The sequence below is a fragment of the Pedobacter panaciterrae genome (genome assembly GCF_013204795.1).
In the GTDB taxonomy this organism is placed as follows: domain Bacteria; phylum Bacteroidota; class Bacteroidia; order Sphingobacteriales; family Sphingobacteriaceae; genus Pedobacter; species Pedobacter panaciterrae.
The window spans coordinates 1,160,343-1,180,765 of sequence record NZ_JABMKW010000020.1; the positions used below are offsets into that span (position 1 = coordinate 1,160,343).

Below are 20,423 nucleotides of genomic sequence, written 5' to 3' on the forward strand. Positions count from 1 at the left end.
TATTTCAAGCGCTGTTTGCAAAACATTTGTTTTCGTTGAAAGCACATGTTTACAAAAATTATCTTATTATTGTAATAAACCAACGCTCAGCATCTTAATGTCAATGACAGAACTTATTTCCCCTCCAAAGCCATTTTTAAGATGGGCCGGAGGTAAGACCTGGCTTCTAAAGGAGTTAGAAAACTACTTGCCAGAAAATGGATTCAACAAATATATTGAACCATTCCTAGGTGGTGGAGCCGTGTTCTTCCATCTTCAATCAGAAGTATCTTTCCTATCCGATTTAAATAAGCAACTTACTGATACATATATTTCTTTAAAAGATAATGTTGAAGAAATAATTAGTGAATTACAACATTACAACAATACTCAAGAATTTTATTACGGCATAAGGCAACAGAATCCTACCACTGAGATAGAAAAAGCAGCAAGATTCATTTACCTGAACCAAACCTCATTCAATGGAATTTATAGAGAAAATTTGAGAGGTCAATATAATGTTCCATTTGGTTATCGGAAAAAGGACTTTCTTAATCCAGAACAACTAAGAGCTGCAAGTGCCGCCCTTAAGAATGCAACTATTGTTCAAAGAGACTTTATGGATTCACTAGTGGATGTTGCTCCTAATGATTTAGTATTTATTGACCCCCCTTATACTGTCACACATAATAATAATGGATTCATTAAATATAATGCAAAATTATTTGATTTACAAGCTCAACATAGACTCTCTGAATTTATTGATGAAATAAAAGCAAGAAGAGCTTATTATATTCTTACAAATGCTGCTCATGCAGAAATAAAAACAATTTTTGAGAAAGATCATGACAGGATGATAAAAGTATCAAGAGCGAGCCTAATTGGTGGTAAAAATGCAAAAAGAGGTCAATATGAGGAATATATCTTTACTAATGTAGAACCACGATGAATGACGCACAAAAGGAGACTTTGTTGTCTAAATTAATTTCAGATTTGGAGTTAAAATCGGAACTAGCCATCCGAAAAAATGCTTATGAAATTTCTAGTGTAATCAAAACTCAGAAAGAGCAGTATTTAGAAAATGGTTGGATAATAGATAAAGAATTCAAGACAAAAGTAAGATTAAAAAGATTTAAACCTGTAGACGTTCGATTTGAAGATAAAGTTTGGACACTCTTAGCTAATTTGGGCTTTGGTCTACTAAATGATAATAGAAAATTTAACATTCCTTGCGACAATGAGGGAAACGTACAAGAATTAGATGTCATTGCAATAGATGAAGAAGCTATATTGCTTGTAAAATGTGAAGCTTCAGAGGCAAATAAAAAAGGTGACTTCAGAAAGGATCTCGAAGACATTAAACAAAAAATGGGGGGAATTCGAAAATCCATTCAAAAATTATTCCCTGAGTCCAAACGAAAGGTAAAATTACTATTTGTTACGCAAAATTACTATGTTGGTGAAGTTGATAAAGAACTCCTTTCTAATATTGGTGCCTTGCACCTAGATGAAGAAGCAATCAATTATTTTGGAGACCTGTTTACTGAATTAGGATTGGCTGCAAGATATCAACTGCTTGGTAATTTATTTGAAAATCAGGAGATCCCTGAGATTGACAACAAAATTCCTGCAATTCAAGGCAAAATGGGTGGGCATACTTATTATTCATTTTCTATTGAACCTGAAAAACTATTGAAGATTGCATATGTCCTTCATCGCAATAAGGCAAATAGGAAAATGATGCCTACCTATCAAAGGATCATTAAAAAAGCCAGATTACAGTCAGTTCATGAATTTATTGATAATGAAAAAGGATACTTCCCAAATTCAATAATAATTAGTTTGGATTCAGGTTCCAAGCCATTGCAATTTGATATGGCCAATACTCAGATAAAATCTGCAATCTCTAATATTGGAATTTTACATCTTCCAAAAAAATATAGATCTGCATACGTAATTGATGGTCAACATCGCTTATATGGATATGCCAACTCTGAATATAAGAATAAAAATGCCATACCTGTGGTTGCTTTTGTAGATTTACAAAGAGAGGAGCAGGTAAAGCTTTTTATGCAAATCAACGAAAATCAAAAGGCGGTCCCTAAAAACTTAAAAAACATTCTCAACATTGATCTTTTATGGACTTCCGATAACATTTCAGGTAGATTGAGTGCTCTTAAATCTAGGATGTCAGTTGAACTAGGTGAAAACAGGGAATCTGCATTATTTGACAGAATTATCATAGATGAGAATACAAAATCAAACTTGCGATGCATAACTACCGACACAATTATAAGAGCATTAGGAAGAACAAACTTCTTGGGTAAAGTAACGAAAACAAAAATTGAAACACCAGGGACGTTCTTCAATGGAGATTTGGATGATTGTTTCGATAGGCTTTCTGACTATATCGTAAAATGTTATAATCATGTAAATGATGCTTTAAATGAGGAACAGAGGATTGGTGAACAAGGATTCATATACATAAATAAAGGTGTATATGCATTCCTAATGTTGCTTGGAGATATTGTCGATTATCTAATAGATCGTGGTATATCAACCTCCAATACTAAAATCGAAATATTATTTAACGAATCAAAAAAATTTTTAGATCCAATAATTGATTTTTATAATAAGATCAAACCTGCAGAAGTAGAGGATTTAAAATCAAAGCATGGTTCAGGAGGCGATACTAAATACTGGAGAACACTTCAGATTGCTGTACGAGAAAGTCATTCGGACTTTATACCAACTGGTCTTGAAGAATATTTAAAAAAAGAGGCCAGAGAATATAACACTGAAGCTTTTGAATACATTCGGGATATTGAAACATTCTTCAAAAAAGATTTTAAAGAAAAGCTTGAAAGTCACTTTGGAGCCAGTTGGTTCAAAAAAGGTGTGCCGCCAGAAACTGCTAAGAAAGCAAATGAGCTTGCTTTCGATAAAAACATGAAAATTGAGAATGAAGAGCTCGAAGTTGATGAATGGGATTGCTTAACCATAATCGCCTACCGTGCAATCGCATTGAAAAATTGGAGAGATATTTTTGAAAAAGATTATACCAGGCCAGAAGAAATTAAATTGCAAGGAGGCAAAGAAGCAAAAACAGCATGGATGGTTCGACTGGAAAGACTTAGGAATGAAAACGTACATAATTATTCTGTAACACAAGAGGAGTTCGACTTTTTACAATCATTACATGAATGGCTTATTTCTAGAAGTCAATAATGGTTTACATTCAGTGAGAAGAATCTAAATATTTATACAAATGACCAATCTTAAAACTCTTTTTAAAAGATTTTTCACTTTAGTGGATTATGTGTGTATTACGCAGATAATAGACATTCCATTTCGGCCCAAACTGTGCACCCGAACTTCTGCCTTTAATTTCAGGAGGCATCTTAGTGTCCCGTCCTGCATTTACTTGTCGTTTGGTCTAATACGGGGAATGCTTTACAGTTGGTCTAATACGGGGAATGCTTTACAGTTTTGCGGAGGGTTATATTTATAAAATATATAGTTTTCTTGCATCTTTTTATATTTTTTTCTGCAGTTTTTCCAGCGTTTAATTAATGGCTTTTCTGAAGTATGTGCTACTACTGGAGTAAGGTAATCGCAACTCATGTGCGGTCTAAGATAATTGTAGGATTCTATACTCTTGGTGACCTCCAACAATGCCTCACTTCTTGAAGAAAAAACACGTTTTAGCTTGAACTCGGTTTTAAGAATGCCATTGACTCTTTCTGCAATTGGGTTCTCATAGGCTTCTCCATTCTCGGTCATACTGATTTTAATACCAGCTTTTTTTAATCGTAGAATATATTCAAAACAACAATACTGTACCCCACGGTCTGAATGGTGGATTAAGGAATCTTCAGCAGACCTTTCCTTAAGTGCCATTTTTAGTGCATTTACAACACCCTGTGCCGTTAAATAAGGATGAAGGCAATATCCCATAATTTTCCTTGAATAGGCATCTGTGATCAATGAAAGGTAATTAAAGTCATAACCCACTGAGATATAGGTGATGTCCGAAACCCACAATTGATTACTGCGCTCAGGCTTTAGTTCTTTTGTTAAATCTGGATATTTCAAGTAGGAATGATTGGACTGAGTGGTGCCTGGACTTCTTTTCTTTTTTCTATCAATCAGCAGCTTATGTCTGCGCAAAAGCGTATATAGTTTATCCCTGCCCATAGTAATGCCATTGCTGCGAAATGGGGCGTAAAGGCATCTATAAAGTTTATGTCCGCCCAACCCTGGGAGTTCCCTCCGGACCAGCCGTACCATCTCCAAGGCAAGATCATCCTGGGAGCTCTTATCGCAGAGATGCCAGATGTGATCATAATAAGCCTGCCGGGTCTTACCAAACAACTTACAAAGTGGTCCGACGCCCATCCTTGTAATGCGTTTCTCTTTGATCAGCTTTATTGTTTGGTACCACCCTTTTTTCGGATCGGGACTTTACTTTCCTTTTCAGCATGGTCAATCATCGCATTAAGGCCGTAAATCAGCACATTGGCTTTCTCCAATGCTTTTTCCAGATCCTTGATCCGCTTCTTCAATAAAACACTGTCTTTGGTCTTTGGCTTTTCCATAGGAACTAAAGTTACGGCTCCTTTTTCTAATTTGCTCTTGTAATTGTTGATCCAATTGATCAAAATATGAATGTTGGGCAAGTCGTATTTCTTAGCGACTTGTGCGGCTGATACGTTCTTGTAAACTACCAACTCTACCAGTTTTTCTTTAAATTCCTCGGGGAACTCAAATCTTGATAATGACTGTTCTTTCATCTTCCTTTAAGTTTTTCCAGAAAACTGTAAAGTTATAGGCGTATAAGACCTTTTGTCCGCTTAAATTTGGAAATGTATTTAGGTCTCAAAAGTATAAACAGCGATTGACTAAATGGACGAGGGCGCTTCGCTTATAGCTGGCCCTCTATGGTCTCAAAATTAACCTAATCTCTGCGATCTTATCTCTCAACGGCCACTAGTTTAATCCTCAAAGTGAAAGGAATACGATAGTTGTTAAAGCTATGTTCCTGACCTGTATGGGCGTCAACGCACTGACATGGTCCTCTTTCTTTTTTCGCATGGATGATCTTAGTTTGTTAGTTAAATGTAGCAGCAATTTAAGAAATGGATGATTAGCTTTTTTTCAGATTATAGATTATGGAATAATCACTTTGAGAAATTGCTTTTTTATTTTCTTGGGCTGTCGAAATTGATTTCGACAACACATTCGATAAAACTGCAAGTGAGGTCGCTGCGGTAATAAAGGGCTGATCACTATATGCCGATATGATAAAGCCACCAAGACTAATCCAGGATTTTTGATCTGCAAAAATCTTATCCCTGACACTTTGAAAGGTTTTTCCATCCAATTTTAAAAGTGCCTGTATGTCGCTTTCCACATATACCGAAATATATTTTGAAATATTGGCCACAAGGGCGTTCAGATTTTTCTCCCCTTTGAAATCTTCTGCAAGCTTCCAGCACTTGTTTTTGAGTTTTGTCACTTTATCTTTGTGGTTTACGATGAGATCTGCTGTCATCGAAACGCGTGTTTCTTTGTCAATGGTATCCAAATAAGGAGAAAGGATCTGACGGAATATCTCCCAGGCAACCATGTCAGTGCTATCATTATGCGAAATGCCAACTGCTTTAGTTTCGTCAGTATGGAGATCAGCCGTCGCGCTTAGTATCGGGATTAGGCCCTCATTAGATAATAAAACTGTGTCCAGTTTGCCCTGGGTATTATAAAACCGAAAAAAATAACAGTTCACCAATGCCTCCTCTATGGTATATTTATTAAAAAAAGTGCCACAGTAATCATAAAGTGCTTTGAAATCAACTTTACGCGCGGAACGGTCTTTAATATCTTCGCGGCTGCCATAGAGTTCTAGAAACATCTCATAAAATAAATGGGACATCAGTTCCTGGAATGCCTGATCCAGGTCAATCATTTTAAACAGGTTATCGTAACTGAGCCCTATACTTTTAATGAATTCTTTTGTATTTTCAAGGGTTGCTTCTGTTCTAGAATACGATAAATGGATAATCTTAAGCAACCCGATATCTTTAAACGGCATTAAAGACTGTGAGGTTTCGTGAAATCGGGACGAGCCATTAGACCAGCCATCAAAAAGTGCCATTAACAAAAGTTGCCATTTTGGATTTCTTTGCTGAACGTACTGATAAAAGGCAAAAGGATCACATCCGCCTAAAGGCATCGAAATACTGGGCTGAAGGGTAATTCCAACTGTTTCTTTCTGGAAATACAGAAAAGTTGAACAGGAAATATTGTCCAGGTCATACAGCGCATCAGGGAATAAAAGCAGCATAAATTTATGTTTTGTTTCTGGATGTAATCTACATATAAAGTTTCTAGTTATAAACGCTCTGTCAGCTGGCCTTTATTTACTAAAATCTAGCCTCCCCTCAAGTCCTTAAGTTTTCCTGCCTGAAATGATTATCCTATGGAATCTCTGCCGATGGCTAAATGAACTGATCTAGTCCCGGCGACACCTAATACCCTGTTTCCAAAGGTTTGACTCCTGTAAAATCACCGCCGTCCTAGAGCAGTTCATTGCATCAGGAAAAGTGGTCTGCTTTGAAGTGGCCGAAGGTAGCCTCCTGCTAGACAACAGGGAAACAAAATGGCTGAAGCGACCTTTTCACCACTCACATAGCTTCAATAATATTTCTCAAATTTGATGACCGATTTATGTATCTTTTGATAATAAAGACTGGAGTTAAACAGTCACTATAATGGCTACTGATTGCTACTGTTTTATTGGTGGGTTCATGTAAAGTATCTTGTCGTTTTTATTGAGTAGCAAAGTAACCAGATATACTGTGTCCCCATCAATGTACTTATTGTAGGCAATTTTCACCGTTTTAAAGGGCTCATTTATTAATTTCTTTGTCAATGTATGTTTGACAAATTCTGCTTGACTTGAATCCAGAACGTCAATAACAATTATTTGCTTTGATTTATATTGGTGATTTGCGGGAAGCCTCTTTTTAACATAATGCGCTATTTCATAGGTTACGCTATCTCTTTTTACAAAATAAATAATTATTGTCCCAAAGAATAAAACAAAAATCAATATGAAAAGCTTTAACGACTTAACATCGTTGCGTTCTCTAAAATCTTTGTAACGTTGATTCAACCCCATATCAAAAGAACAAAGTATATCACTATGAAAACAAGGATAAGTGGATAGTAAAAGAAATAATACTTCCAGACAGATTGAAATGTTTGCCCCATTATTTTTACTGGACTATAGTTTTTTATTTCATTGCTCAAGCCAATCTGTTTAAATGTTGTTTTAAACTGATCTTCTATATTTATCGCATGAACAACAGACCCAATTAACAACTTATGATACCAATATTTATCCATAAAATAGAAAGAACACATAATTACTATCCCGATCAATGCGCCTATCGCCGAAACTGGAAAATCAAAATGATATATCTCTAGAGAAATGTTTTCCTTATAAAGATAACCAATCCCCGCTAGTATCGCAGTAAATAAAGTCAACGCATAATTCCTAATCTGGATTTCAATATCATTAAAGTGCTGCTGCACTTCAATGGTTTTTTCCCATACTTTGAGAGTAGCATCGCTAGGTTCAATAGCTTCAGAACTTGACATAATTAAATATATTTAAAAGGTCGGAAAATTTATTTATTATATAATCAGGTTCTTCTATATCGAAGCTTTTGTCTCTAAAGGAACGTTCTCTTAATACATCTTCATCTGTCCAATGTGTCACCTTAACTAACAGGTCATATTGTGCAGTAGCGGAACGATGCCCATAGGCTGCATGAACACTGGTAACTTCCGCTTGCTGAGCCATGTAAACATCACGATCTAGCTTGTCTCCGATATAAATGGTTTTCTTTTTGTCAGCATCGAAATCGTCAATAATTTGATTCAGAATTTTTGGATTAGGTTTTCTGATATCATTCGAAAGAGGACGAATAGTAGTCAATTGGGGATCCCAAAAATCTTTTTCATAATGTCTATACACCGATAAGGGAGCATCGGACCCCATAGGAGAATAAATACAGTCAATCAGTCCATCAAGCTCAAGATGCTTTATACGATACTTAGTAAAAAAAACATATGATTCCGTAAAAGCTACTATCTTAACCCCTTTGTTTTTCATAATTTTAAGCGTTTCAAGAACACCATCATAAAGCTTTAAATTATTTTTTTTATTAGAATAGTATTCGTGGAGAATACTCTTTCTTTCATTCGTAGCTTCTTGGAATAGATGATAAACAGCCGGCTCGATAATGGGCATTTCCTGAAATGCAAACGACATCTCGGTAGTTCCATATGTTTGATGGAGATTTTTAAATGCTTCAGTGAGCTGCCGCTCATCTAAATTACATTCGGTCCGTATTCTAGTGAAATAAGGTTCAAAGGAATTGTACCACATTTCCAACCAGTCCCACAAAGTATCATCTAAATCAGTTATTATAAAATTAACATTCTGCATTTTGGCAATTAATCTCTTAAGACTTAAAGATATAAAAATAATCCTCAAAGATAATCAGGTTGAATGCATCTAATAGTTACCTGCGGGCATTCCAATCTAAAAATTACATACAAAGTTCAATTCACAGGGATATTCCCAATCAGACACCCTAAAAATAAACTCATCTAGGAATGCCCCTAATTCAGCAAAAGAATGTCAGAGCAGAGATTCAAAAACCTGAGCAGGCACAACATTCAGAATATATTTCCCCGAAAACTCGTTTAAATAGAAAGACGATAAGACATCCATAATGCCGTTCAACACCACACAATCAATGGATTTATTGGTATTTGGTATTTCTAAAGAACTAGGTTCGAAAGTAAACATAAGCACCATTTATTTTTCGCTAAAAAAGACAAATCAGGGTGAATAAACAAACGATTAACAACAAAGGGTTTTTGCTAACTACCCGGTTCTAATGAAATACTTTTAACTTTATTTCATGAACACTCCACCGTTAACACTCTATAAATATATCAGATGGTCAGACAAACCAAGAGATAAAATAAAAGACATCCTCTTCAAAAATAGGTTTTACTTTGCTGATCCCACTACTTTTAACGATCCCTTTGACAGTAAAATTCCTATTATTTTTGAGGATAAATACCGTGCGTCGGAACAATTTCACCTGGATTTCCTTAGAATAGACAACCTTCTTGGCAAAACAAACTACACAGAAGATGAAATGAAGCGGAAAGCGAAAGAGTACCATCTGAATCCAGGGAGAATCATTTATGATACAGATAAAATGACACAATCCATTCATGAAAGTATCTCAAACCAGATCAGAATTTCATGCTTCTCGACAAAAAGAGATCATATACTGATGTGGTCTCATTATGCAGACTGCCACCAGGGCATCTGTATAGGCTTTCGTACCCTTTATCTGTTACTCGACCCTAAGTTAGTGATGCTCAATAAAGTGAACTATGCAAGACAGTTTCCAAAATTTGATAAGGTAACCTCTTTACCGATTATTACCACCAAATCCGCTTTATGGAAGTACGAAAATGAATACAGGCTCATCAACATTGATTGCCATCCACTGATTGAATTTCCCAAAGCTACAATCCAAGAAGTAATCATCGGCTACAGAATGAAAGATGACATCAAAACTAAGTTATTAGATTATTTGAAAAAACACTACCCTGCCATTAAGGTATCTTTTTCCAGGCCCAATCCGTTAAAATTTAAGATGGATATTGTTCCCATCACAAAAATTTAACTAAGTCAGAAACACAAATTCTTCTAACCCATACTCTATTAAACATAACACCTCCATCAAATCACTTTTACTGCTTTATTTCAGGTAAATCAAATTCCATAAATTCAACAACCGACCATTTGAGCCGATGTTCAAAATCCGTTAAAGACTTACTTGTAAGCTCATTTAAAAAGCCCATATCAATTCCAGAATTGCTTACTACGGTATAAAAATGTCCCATTCTCATCTCACGATCCAAGTGGAAAGCCTGATGCTCTGTCTCGCCCTTAAAGAGTGCCTTATAATCCTCCAAACGCGAATGCCTCAGTTCCTTTTCTTCCACCAGTTCTTCTAATCTCTTTAAAGTCTTCTCAGCCAGCTCCTTTTGCCCGCAGAAATCCTCAATCTGATATTTAAGGATTAGGCACAAGACCTGCGCTTCAGAAAGTGAAATATTAGCGCAATCACTATAAAGCTCTTCCAAAGCCCCGGACTTTTCAATCAGATCAGCGATGACTTCTGGGCTAGTAATCTTTGGACTGCGACGTGTATTAGAATTCCAATTGTTAAAAAATTGTTTGATATAGGCTGTTTTATATAACCATTCCATATAATCCATAATCACATTGGCCATCGCCGGCACATTGGAAGACCTTGCGGCATAATTCAAAACCATTTTCGACCTAGCTGCATACTTTTCCTGTAACACCGCCCAATACAGGTATAATTCTGATTGAAGATGTCCACAGTTATACCAGTGCAGGGTACTAAGATTTTCTATAAAGTCCTTGGTCAAAAGCCCCATCTCAATGTGTAATATTTTTGAATATGTGGTTATCTTTCCTCCCAGGTTATCCGGCTCAGCAGACACGATATCATTGACGGTTTGATACAGAGTTTGAATTTTATCTGCATATGTGCCTTCGCCGTGATAGAACTCTTGAACTGCCCTTTCTATTTCAAGAAAAGAACCCAATTTTTCCCCAGCAAGCAGCTCTTTATTTTTTTGGTCGTAAGTCTCCCTATCCATCATTTCTAGCAGATAAGTCGCCTGAAGCAGGATATGGGTCAGGATCGCCTGCTGATCAGGCTGAAATGCAGCGGCTTTACGATCTGCCTTTTTCAAATAATCAAGGGCTTTAAGTAACTCTCCTTTTTGGAAATAAGCCATGCCGCAAACATAATTGAACATGGGCGGCGCTTCTTTTCCACCGAGGTAGGTGCGTTGCTCTATTTCAATGATCTGCTGAAAAGCATAATCGTTTAGTAGCCTAAAACCACATTGCTCAATAAAAGATAAGTTTTGCTCGACACCGTACACTTCATTGTCCTCATCAATCATAATGCCTGCACCTCCCGGAACTTTACCACCTTTAGCATTCCTATGGGCATTTAAACGGCGAATCAGCAATCCGCTATCCAGTGTATATTTATAAATATCATCTACTACCTGTCTGTCCAGCGATCTGCAAAAACTATAGCTGTATGTTGCCGGCAACGCTAATGTTTTGTATTTATTGATAAGTGATTGAAATACTTCATTAGCCTGTGCAACATAGAAATGACCGTTACGGTGATCATAGAGCACATAATAAGCCGGCATACCATAATTCAGTAAATAATTGATATTGCTGACTTCTATGCCATAGGATAATGAAGCATCTTTTTTGACCCTGCCAGTAGTAGTCGCCTTGAGCTGAACAATGAAACGGAAATTAGTATAATGACCTTTTTCCTTAATTTCAATAACCAGATCAACCCCTTTGTCTCGTTGTACTTCCTGCCTAACCTCGAATAACGTAGTATCCAGCAAAAGCACAAATTTATTCCTGGAAATGGTTTCCAGATCTTCATTGGGATTGGATTTGGGTAAAACTGAGCGGTAATCCATAAGTTGTTGATTTGGTATAATCCAAACTTAAAAAAATTAATGGAGAATCTATTCACAACTGGTTTTGCTGGGTAGAACTACCTCAGAGCATGATCAAGGGGCTTATAAAAATAAACCAGAACATGTCAGGCGACAAGCTCCGGTTTTAAATTAATATACAAGAGACTCAGATTCCATCTAAAGATTTTCAATTTTATTCCCATGTCTGACATACAATGTGTCATTTTTCTGGCTCAACGAGAATAGAACTTTTAAAAGGTAGCGTTTTCAAGTTGAGTGAGTCACAGCAGAATAAAAACCAACAAAAACCTCAAAACCAAATAGTTAAAGACAAAGATGCAATCCTTTTGGCTCCCGAACCTTAAAAGAGACTCCCGAACCTAAAAAAAATACGCTCAACTATTTGATATACTGATAATTATGGGTAATTTTGCAGAATAGCATTTGCAGTTATAAAAACAGAGATGGCGGTGAGTAATTCGGTGAGTCGAATTTTCAAAATCCGCTCAGACACGAAATAAGACGGTTTTTGGGCTAAGGTACAAATCCCCCACTCTCCGCCAATATGGTATCAAAACCAAGAAAAAGCCCGCTATCTTACGATGAGGGCACTGAAAAAGTGGATCGAAAATAACCGAGAGAAATAAAATTATGAAATAATTGAATTTGACCCTCTCAGGGTCGGCTACAGAAAATTTTAACTAGAAAAACTTCTTACAACTTAATGAAAATGGGGCAATTCATGATTTATGAACTGCCCCATTTTTGTAAAGGACTTTTTCAGTGCCCTCATCGTAAGATAGCGGGCTTTTTCATTTTATGTCTAGTCCTGAAAAAGGTTGACCAAAATCTTAAAAAGATGGTCAATGCTAATTTTAAAAGAAAGCAACGTCCACCCAGGAGTTACAGTGAGAACTTTAAACGACTAGTCGTTAGTGAATATGAATCCGGGGGACTAAACAAAGATCAGCTGCAACGTAAGTGACATCCCATTTCGCTTCAAAGTGGTTCTTCCCCAATTTTGGTGGTAAAAAATACACAGACAAGCAATTCATTTTTTGTAAACAACTGTATTTTAAATCGAAACAAGCTTATTATCTCGATAGTTCCTTTGTGTTTTTTGCGGGAACTAACATTGATCATGATTCTCGTCTATACGTTAGTGAATCCTACGGCTTTAATCATCAGCAAGCTTTAATGAACACTTAATTCATTGATTTTACATTACTCGCCTCATTTTAAAACCACCAAAATTGGGGAAGAACCACTTTCACTTAAATATACACTATCTGCGAAATATACAATTAGACTTCAAATACTATTCATTCGTTCTTTGTTTTTCTTTCGAGCCGAACACTCTAGGATAATATGAAAGAGAAATCATAAAATATTGTTGAAGAACGTTTGATGTTCCACGCGTGATTGTGTTATTAACCCCGGTGTTGATGATACCTGTATTTTGACGCAGCAAATCGAGGGCGGCCAGTTTTAATTCCAGATTGTTACCGTTTAGCATTCTGTACGCTGCATTGGCATTCCAGATTGTGTAGCGGGAAACCTTTGAGCCGGTACTTGCCGCACTATTGTAGGAAGCGTTACTACCTAAACTCATGCGCTTTGTGAAATTTACCGTGGTACCTAAAATTGTTGATATGGTACTGTTTCTAAATTCTACATCATTGGCACCTTTTTGTTTGGAACTATAAAAAAGAAATGATTCTGTGAGATTGACAGCCCACCAATCGCTAAGGCTATAAAAAAGAGAAAGCTTGTTGTTGCTTGAAATAGCATTAGAAATATTCAGCACGCTATTGATATAAATCGGGTTATGGTAAAAGCCAAGCGATGGTAAAAACTGTAACTGTACCTGATGCTGGTTAAACTTGAAAGCTTTATTTAAGGTCCCTGAAATATTTAAATACCTGCTTCCGGTTGCGTTTACAGTATAATATTTACTTCTACCAATACTATCTGTAATAGTACTATCAACTAAAGAATTACTTATTATTCCAGCTGTTATTTCAGCATTATATCCAAAGGTATTTTTCTTCTGACTAGTATGTTCCATTCTAAAACTTAATCTGTGTTCTTTTGATTCTCTCAAATGAGGGTTGCCTAAGACAACATAATACAGATTTGTGCTATCCACAAGTGGACGCAATTGGTTGACCGTTGGATAGTTTGCCACAGTTGAAAATGATAAAGTAAAGTCATCGGTTAAATCACCATATTGGTCATTACGATAGCTGATAGACCCACCGGGTACAAATTTCTGGTAGTTCCTTTGGAAGTTCTGAAAGGCATGGCCCGAGGAATTCTTTTGATAATAAAATTGTTCCTGTAGGGCAAGGTCAATAGAAATCACTTTTTTATAACGGTTGGCTAATTCTTTTGAAAATGTTTTTGTTAAAACCAAAGCAGGCTGCTCACTGAATGTGGTTAATTTACTTGCATTTGTGAGATATGGATTTACCGTAGATATGCCGGCAGAATCTATATTCTTAACAAGGTTATCTTCTTTATGAATAGTAAAATCAGAATTACTCTTCAGCGAAACACCGATCCCAAACAATCCTCTGCTACCGAAAAGGATTCCCGAGAAATTACCTAGCCCTAAACTTAAATGTTGACCGAGATCACTATTATTTCTATCGTATTGCCGATTTAACCTTTGGTTCTCGGAAGGACTGCTTACTGACGTAAAAAGGACTACATCTGTCCCATTGGTATAAGTGTTTCCTAAATTTAAACCATAACCAACACTTAAATTACCAGGCAACCGGTTCATCTTCGTAAAATTCTTTTCCCGATCAAGATCTATATTAACTGACAAATCCTTGCCCCCTTTAGTAGCTGTTCTGTTTAGATTATTTGTACTCTTTAAATCGCCTGATGTCCCAAATAAGTTTATCTGACTGGAGGATTCTGAATTATTATGTGCGGCATGAAAATCCGTTGCTACATTTAACCTAAGAAATCTTTTGCGCCTAACGTAATCAACTTTCAATTTCTGGTCCAAAATTTCATTGTTGTTTTGGCTGTTGACCTGTTGAGTTTGTGTACTATCGGTCCTAATGGTACTTACTATTTTCGAATCAGAGATAATAGTATTCGTATTGTTTTTAATAAAATAATCCGCTGTTATCAAACTTGTATTATTATAGTTGGCATTTGAAATAAAATCATGCCGCAGCACCGCTCCTCCAGAATTAGATTGATTTGTTCCTGAAAGCCTGAAATCAGGTTGATATTCAATATTAACACCAGTGCTTTTATAAGTGCTGTTACTGAGCAAGGTATTGGCATTATCAGCCAGTTTGTTTATGTTATTGGCTGCCCCGACAATGCTAAATTGAGTCTGCTTATTGAAAAAATTTAAATCAGCATCACCATCATATCGCTTGTGTGATCCAAACCCTGATGATAACTTACCAAAGAACCCAATGGCTTTATCTTTTTTTAGCTTAATATTAATGGAAGTTGTTGAATCCAAGGGATTCTTATTGTCTTGTTGCTCTTTATAGACCTGAATTTTATCAACAGCGTCTTTAGGGATATTTTGTATGGCAACACGAAAGTCACCTCCAAAAAAGAGCTTGCCATTAACCAATACCTGTTTAACGGGCTTCCCATTGACAGTAATCGTACCGTCACTCCATATAGTTAAACGGGGTAATTTACGAAGCAAGTCTTCCACAACTGCGTTTTTGTCCAAATTAAAAGCATCTGCATTAAATTCAAGCGTGTCTTGATTCATACGGATTGGCGGAACATATCTTATAACAACTTCCTTTAATTCAGTTGCTTTTTTATTCATAATCAATTCTTTCAAGTCGATAAATTTGCTCTTTTCGGAAATAGTAAATTGGTGCTTGAAATTTTCGTAGCCAACATAACTCACCATGATTCTCAATGGTATGCCAAGAGGTATTTTTTTAAACTGGAACTCACCAAAGGCATTGGTAAGCTGATAGCTTATCAATGCGGAATCCTTTTCTTTGTAAATAGCGACTGAAGCTAAGTCCAAAACGTAGTTATGGACAGAGTCCCGAACTATCCCATGCACTTCGCCAACCTGAACAGAATCACTATTCAACTGCGCGTAACTAATGCTACTAAGTAAACATGAAAGCGTGATTAAAAATATTTCCCTGCAAATACGCCTCATCTCCCTATAAGTTCGACTGCAGTTTTAATCTAACAATTACAGGGTTGCTTTTAGCTGTCTGCGTAGAGAAATAACGCTTCAATTGTGCAGAATAAGTGGGATGCTTATCCTTAATGGCTTGATGTCCGTTAAATAGCTCCAAGGAAGAAAAAGTAGAATAGATATAGTTCCCATCATTTGCCTTTATTGAACTATTGCTGGTAATTGTAGGTAAAAAGAACGTAGATTCATCAGGGGATACCTTAGGTAAATTTAACAGAGATCCTGTCTTTAAATTATAAAGGAATATGTTTTTCTCACCGTAACTGTTATTATTCAGTTTAAAAAAAAGATAATCCTCAAAGTTGTAAACATCACTTATAGAATACACTTTCTGGCGATTAACGTCTAAATATTCTGCCCTTTTTGCCTTATATTTTTCCTCGTTTGTTAAAAAATCGTTAGGCACGCTATAATCTATCGGTAACAACATCTTAAAAACCTGACTTATGCCCTTTTCATCAATCAAATATAAATTATAGTCGTACGAACGAGTAAAAAAACACTTATTGCTACTTCCCGATTGATAAAATGGGCCGTCAAAAGTTACCTGAACATCTCCCCCTTTTGCTATTGTTTTAGGGTCGTAGGCTAACTCTTTTTTCAGGTCAACCAGGAAGTTATTTGAATAATATATCATATAATTTATAGCTTCGCTAGTACGCTGCTGTAAGGAAGAAGAGTTAAGATTATACACACAGCGGGTACTATCTAAGAAAGCGAAACCCGAAAAGCGTTTTATAGGACTACTTGCTTCTAAAGGAACTTTTCGCTTGAAAGAGCCTTCATAGTTGAATACATATAAATTTTCACGATCGAGATTTGTTTTTACAAAAATTTCCTGCTTTAACCTGTTGATGGCAAGATCTCCGAATATATTGAAGTTGAAGTTATTTGCCATACCTGAATTTTTATGAAGACCTGGGATATTTACACACTTTGCATGGTAGGAGCCATCTTGGTTGAAAATTACGATTTGATCCAATCCCCTATCAAACACGATATAAAACTTATCAACCACTTCAAGTTTTGATATTTCGCCGATTACGCATTCTTTACTATTCTGTAAGGGTATATAGGTTACCTCATTATAGATCTTGCCAGAAGTACCGCCTACTGCAATTTCGGGGTCAATTCTTAAAACAACCGTGTCCAATGTCGCTACCTGACCAAAAGCTAGATTTTGAAGTAGAAGAAAAAAAAATAATATTACCTTTTTCATAAAATAGAATTATTACGTGGCAACTGCTATATGCCTTTTTTGTATATATTATCAAAAAAATAATCCAGCATATCAGGATGTCCGCTGTTCGGAACAAAAAAATCTGAGGCAACGCCATCTTTGTTAACCAGAAACACATAAGAATATTCATTGCAATCCTTATCAAAAGGAAAATTCTGCTTTTTTACATAAAATACAGGAAAATCTATTTCTCCTACTTTTCGCCATTGCAGATACGAATCATAATTAGTAAAATCAACAAAAGCATATATTGCCAAATCAGGATGCAACTTTCTTAGTGTCTTTAATTTTTTCACAGTTAAACTGGAGCATTCATCACAGCCAATCTGAATATATCTCAGGATAAGACTATGATTGTTTTTTCCCAGAATGGAGCTGATTTTTACTGGGTTAGACTTATTGGTGTCAGCTGTTATGTCATATACTTTAATTGAATTATCATCTAAAGTAATATTAGACAGCTTCATTTTAATTTTGAGCAATCCTGAGTAATACCCGTTTACACCATTAATATAGCTTATGCTATCTGTTAATAAATTTATCCTTTCATTTTTTATTTTGACTTTTCTAGAATAATTAAAATAAAAAATGAGTGAAATTATTGTCTGTGGAACGATGGCAAGATATAATACTATCTTTTCAACCTTTATATTTTTCATAATGACTGATAATGTACAGAGGGTGGGTCTATTAGTTACGCTTGAACCTAACTTTAATTAAACAGAAGCTATCATCAACGATATCTGCTGGTTTAATGAGCGGACTATTCTGGTCTAAGTATTTTTTAAGCTTATTACCTGTGTAGTAGCCTATGAATTCATTTTTCTCTTTATCATCCTTGAAAATCAATGTCAATAGCCTTGTTAATAGCAGGTACACTAAACAACTATTAATAAGGTGAAGGAGCAGGCTCGCCGAGTGAAACACTAAAGGATTGTAACCATCCAAACTGTGTAAGAAGGTATAATAAAGTTGATTTGCAGGCGCATATTGACCATGGTAATATTCTGTTAAAATAGACCAGATATTATCGACATTAAATCCACGAGATGTATAGTCATTGATAACTACCCATTGATGGTCCCATTTATTTTGGAACTTATTGTAAAAGACCGGAAAACAGGAAAGTAAGCAGCATAAAACAATCAATAAGTGTATTACAACTTGATTTTTTAGTAGACTACTGTTTACATTATCGTATGAATGTGAATTTCCACCAGGAAGCATCTTTGCGACGCTAGATATAGTCTTTTTCATTGAGAGAATTAATAAAGATGATGTTATTGTTTACGAAAATTAGATCATAGTAAATTTCAAAATAAGCTAAGTGTAAAAACGATTTATTATCTTTTAAAAGGGAAGCTCAATCCAATCGTTACAACTAAATCGTTTTAGTAATTTCGATATAAAATAAGCCGATACTTTTACCTTAAAAAGGTAATGCAATATATTTTTTAATTTTTACAAAATCAAAAAAAAAGATATTTATTTTGATCTAATTAACTCCCTTATGTTTATCCTTTACTACTCAATATGTGCGTATCGAACATATGTTCTATTTTGCATTATTAATCTCTGCAATTTTTACTATAGGATACTATTTCGTCGAAAATGGCCGCTTGTTCCGCATTTAAACTGTGTCTTGTCCTACTTTTGCTTGTTATCAAGAAATTTACAACAATCTTCAATTGAGAATACTAAATTTAATACAGTACCATTTTTTTGGATGTCCCATAGGTTTTATGTCCGTTTCAGGGTTAACTTCGCCCCTTAATAAATCCAGTCCTTCGTCGTAACCTGATTAGCTGGAAAAAGATTGTTCACTTCTTTCATTGATCTCTGCCGAAACTTTTTATACCACAGTATTCCCAGCCCAATCATCAGGAAATAAACTGTTCCCAGCAAAATTAAAACTCCCGTGTTTATACCCTGCGTGATTGTGTTGCCATTTTTTGCACCTTGTTCCGCATTAATGGAACACATAGCACATTGTGCAAAGGATGGTGAGGAATTCACAAATGTCAGAAACAAAAGAAGTACAAAAACAAGAGCTGCATTTGACTTACGTAGCATTTTAAACTTTATCGTTCTGAAGGTTATACTAGAAGGAATAGTTATCCTCATATCTAGAAATGAGCGGCGAACCTCGATTTTCCGCATACTAATAGTAGCTTTCAAATCTTTATTAATATCAGTATTAATCAACCGATGGTGATTAGATAAGTGTCTTTGACAGTCAATGCTGCTTTTCTCATAAAAATTGTTAATCATCATATTTTAGCTTAATTAGGCGTATTTTTATATCTATGTTAGTGTATTGCCATCCGGTTGAAATAAATATTCATCAAGACGATAATCACCATTATGGTGGGGCTGTCAACCAAATCAGAAATTTCGGAATCCGGTCATCTTATTAGTTAAGGCCAGTAAAGGTTAAACACTTTGGAAATTATCTTCCATTCTCCCTCAACCTTTAATAATGACAAATATATAACCTTGTCACTTACGATTTCCTTACTTTCTAGCCGCAATACCTTTTCGCTGTCCTCAAGATCAATATTGATACACAGATCCTGAAACAGATTACTAAGCAGGCGGGTTACAGCCAGAAACTGACTTCTACTATTAATATTTGTACGGTATATAATTACCATTTTAGTTTTTTTAACGATCAGTAAGACCTTTCCATTATGTTATCAATTTAAGGGTGATGAAAGTTAGGACTAACCTAATTGTCAGTCCCTGTTTTCCTATTGCAGGAAAACATTTGTAAAATGTGAGAAAGTTTGGTTTGCCGCCTCTATGGCTTCTTGCTCGGAATCTTCATTAATATATCGGTCGAGCACTGAAACAAAGGATGCCCATTTAGCGCCGGTTTCTGAACCATATCCCCTAAAGAACGAAATACCATCTGTCACCCCACACCGAGCCAGCATCTGGATGATAATTGTACCACCCATTATAGAACCTTCCATTACATACAGCGCGCCGAGCGCTTTAACTGTATTGTCAATGGGGGGAACGGTCACTTCCGGTAGCCCCGTTAGTATTTCTCCCAGGCCTTTGATGTCGTTCGCAAGGCTGATCGCGTGTCTGCGCTCAGCATAGTCCGGTAGCACTTCATCCGAGATATAAGGCCTTATGGCCTGCTCCAGGCAGTTGAAATAAGCATAAAAGATTTTCAGAAGACTCGCGTAGTCTTCTTTATTGCGGATAGTCTTTAGTTGAGATATTACCAGTTTTTCCAATTGCTGATGAGCTACCGTAGTATGTTTTCTTAATTCTTCGTGTATCATAATACTTTAATTTTATAGTTGAATAATAAATGTCGACCAACTCCATCCC

At 35.9% G+C, this 20,423-nt stretch carries 17 protein-coding genes; 3 read left to right on the top strand and 14 right to left on the bottom strand.

What is annotated here, in order from left to right:
- Positions 1 to 103: 103 nt before the first annotated feature.
- Both HQN86_RS23855 and HQN86_RS23860 read left to right on the top strand, forming a co-directional pair.
- Positions 104 to 928, top strand: coding sequence for a DNA adenine methylase (locus HQN86_RS23855; protein ID WP_216854496.1), 825 nt, complete (start codon positions 104 to 106; stop codon positions 926 to 928).
- Positions 925 to 3,207, top strand: a complete 2,283-nt coding sequence (locus tag HQN86_RS23860) for a DGQHR domain-containing protein (protein WP_172663359.1) — start codon at positions 925 to 927, stop codon at positions 3,205 to 3,207. Before HQN86_RS23855 ends, HQN86_RS23860 begins: the two co-directional genes overlap by 4 nt.
- 225 nt (positions 3,208 to 3,432) lie before the next feature.
- On the opposite strand, the gene HQN86_RS23865 is transcribed toward HQN86_RS23860, so the two are convergent.
- From HQN86_RS23865 to HQN86_RS23895, 7 genes are all read right to left on the bottom strand, one after another.
- Complete coding sequence (locus HQN86_RS23865; protein ID WP_317171751.1) at positions 3,433 to 4,410, bottom strand: IS3 family transposase; 978 nt, start codon at positions 4,408 to 4,410, stop codon at positions 3,433 to 3,435.
- On the bottom strand, positions 4,407 to 4,772 hold the full coding sequence (locus HQN86_RS23870) for a transposase (RefSeq protein ID WP_172663361.1): 366 nt from the start codon (positions 4,770 to 4,772) through the stop codon (positions 4,407 to 4,409). Before HQN86_RS23870 ends, HQN86_RS23865 begins: the two co-directional genes overlap by 4 nt.
- Before the next feature lie 353 nt (positions 4,773 to 5,125).
- Entirely contained in the window at positions 5,126 to 6,322 is a 1,197-nt protein-coding gene (locus HQN86_RS23875; RefSeq protein ID WP_172663362.1) for a hypothetical protein, read from the bottom strand.
- A gap of 441 nt (positions 6,323 to 6,763) precedes the next feature.
- Positions 6,764 to 7,159: a hypothetical protein gene (locus HQN86_RS23880; protein WP_172663363.1), complete on the bottom strand. Its 396-nt coding sequence runs from the start codon at positions 7,157 to 7,159 to the stop codon at positions 6,764 to 6,766.
- Complete coding sequence (locus HQN86_RS23885) at positions 7,150 to 7,641, bottom strand: hypothetical protein (protein ID WP_172663364.1); 492 nt, start codon at positions 7,639 to 7,641, stop codon at positions 7,150 to 7,152. Before HQN86_RS23885 ends, HQN86_RS23880 begins: the two co-directional genes overlap by 10 nt.
- The gene (locus HQN86_RS23890; RefSeq protein WP_172663365.1) at positions 7,628 to 8,494 is read right to left on the bottom strand and encodes an HAD family hydrolase; all 867 of its coding nucleotides are present in this window, start codon (positions 8,492 to 8,494) and stop codon (positions 7,628 to 7,630) included. Before HQN86_RS23890 ends, HQN86_RS23885 begins: the two co-directional genes overlap by 14 nt.
- Before the next feature lie 195 nt (positions 8,495 to 8,689).
- Positions 8,690 to 8,860 (bottom strand): hypothetical protein, encoded by a 171-nt coding sequence (locus tag HQN86_RS23895; protein ID WP_172663366.1) that lies wholly within the window; start codon positions 8,858 to 8,860, stop codon positions 8,690 to 8,692.
- Positions 8,861 to 8,975: 115 nt separating this feature from the next.
- Here HQN86_RS23895 and HQN86_RS23900 point away from each other — a divergent pair, with 115 nt between their 5' ends.
- Positions 8,976 to 9,758, top strand: a complete 783-nt coding sequence (locus tag HQN86_RS23900) for a DUF2971 domain-containing protein (RefSeq protein WP_172663367.1) — start codon at positions 8,976 to 8,978, stop codon at positions 9,756 to 9,758.
- A gap of 67 nt (positions 9,759 to 9,825) precedes the next feature.
- On the opposite strand, the gene HQN86_RS23905 is transcribed toward HQN86_RS23900, so the two are convergent.
- The 7 genes from HQN86_RS23905 to HQN86_RS23935 all read right to left on the bottom strand — a co-directional run bounded on the left by HQN86_RS23905 (position 9,826) and on the right by HQN86_RS23935 (position 20,374).
- Positions 9,826 to 11,628 carry a DUF4365 domain-containing protein gene (locus tag HQN86_RS23905; protein ID WP_172663368.1) on the bottom strand — a complete coding sequence of 601 codons (1,803 nt, stop codon included), beginning with the start codon at positions 11,626 to 11,628 and terminating at the stop codon, positions 9,826 to 9,828.
- 1,318 nt (positions 11,629 to 12,946) lie between these two features.
- Complete coding sequence (locus HQN86_RS23910; RefSeq protein ID WP_216854497.1) at positions 12,947 to 15,796, bottom strand: outer membrane beta-barrel protein; 2,850 nt, start codon at positions 15,794 to 15,796, stop codon at positions 12,947 to 12,949.
- Positions 15,797 to 15,800: 4 nt separating this feature from the next.
- The gene (locus HQN86_RS23915) at positions 15,801 to 17,057 is read right to left on the bottom strand and encodes a 6-bladed beta-propeller (RefSeq protein ID WP_172663370.1); all 1,257 of its coding nucleotides are present in this window, start codon (positions 17,055 to 17,057) and stop codon (positions 15,801 to 15,803) included.
- A 26-nt stretch (positions 17,058 to 17,083) separates the two neighbouring features.
- Entirely contained in the window at positions 17,084 to 17,737 is a 654-nt protein-coding gene (locus tag HQN86_RS23920; protein ID WP_172663371.1) for a hypothetical protein, read from the bottom strand.
- Positions 17,738 to 18,848: 1,111 nt separating this feature from the next.
- Positions 18,849 to 19,352, bottom strand: a complete 504-nt coding sequence (locus HQN86_RS26930) for a hypothetical protein (RefSeq protein ID WP_246269727.1) — start codon at positions 19,350 to 19,352, stop codon at positions 18,849 to 18,851.
- A 143-nt stretch (positions 19,353 to 19,495) separates the two neighbouring features.
- Positions 19,496 to 19,732 (bottom strand): nuclear transport factor 2 family protein, encoded by a 237-nt coding sequence (locus HQN86_RS23930; protein WP_172663372.1) that lies wholly within the window; start codon positions 19,730 to 19,732, stop codon positions 19,496 to 19,498.
- A gap of 96 nt (positions 19,733 to 19,828) precedes the next feature.
- Positions 19,829 to 20,374, bottom strand: a complete 546-nt coding sequence (locus HQN86_RS23935) for a biliverdin-producing heme oxygenase (protein ID WP_172663373.1) — start codon at positions 20,372 to 20,374, stop codon at positions 19,829 to 19,831.
- Positions 20,375 to 20,423: the final 49 nt, after the last annotated feature.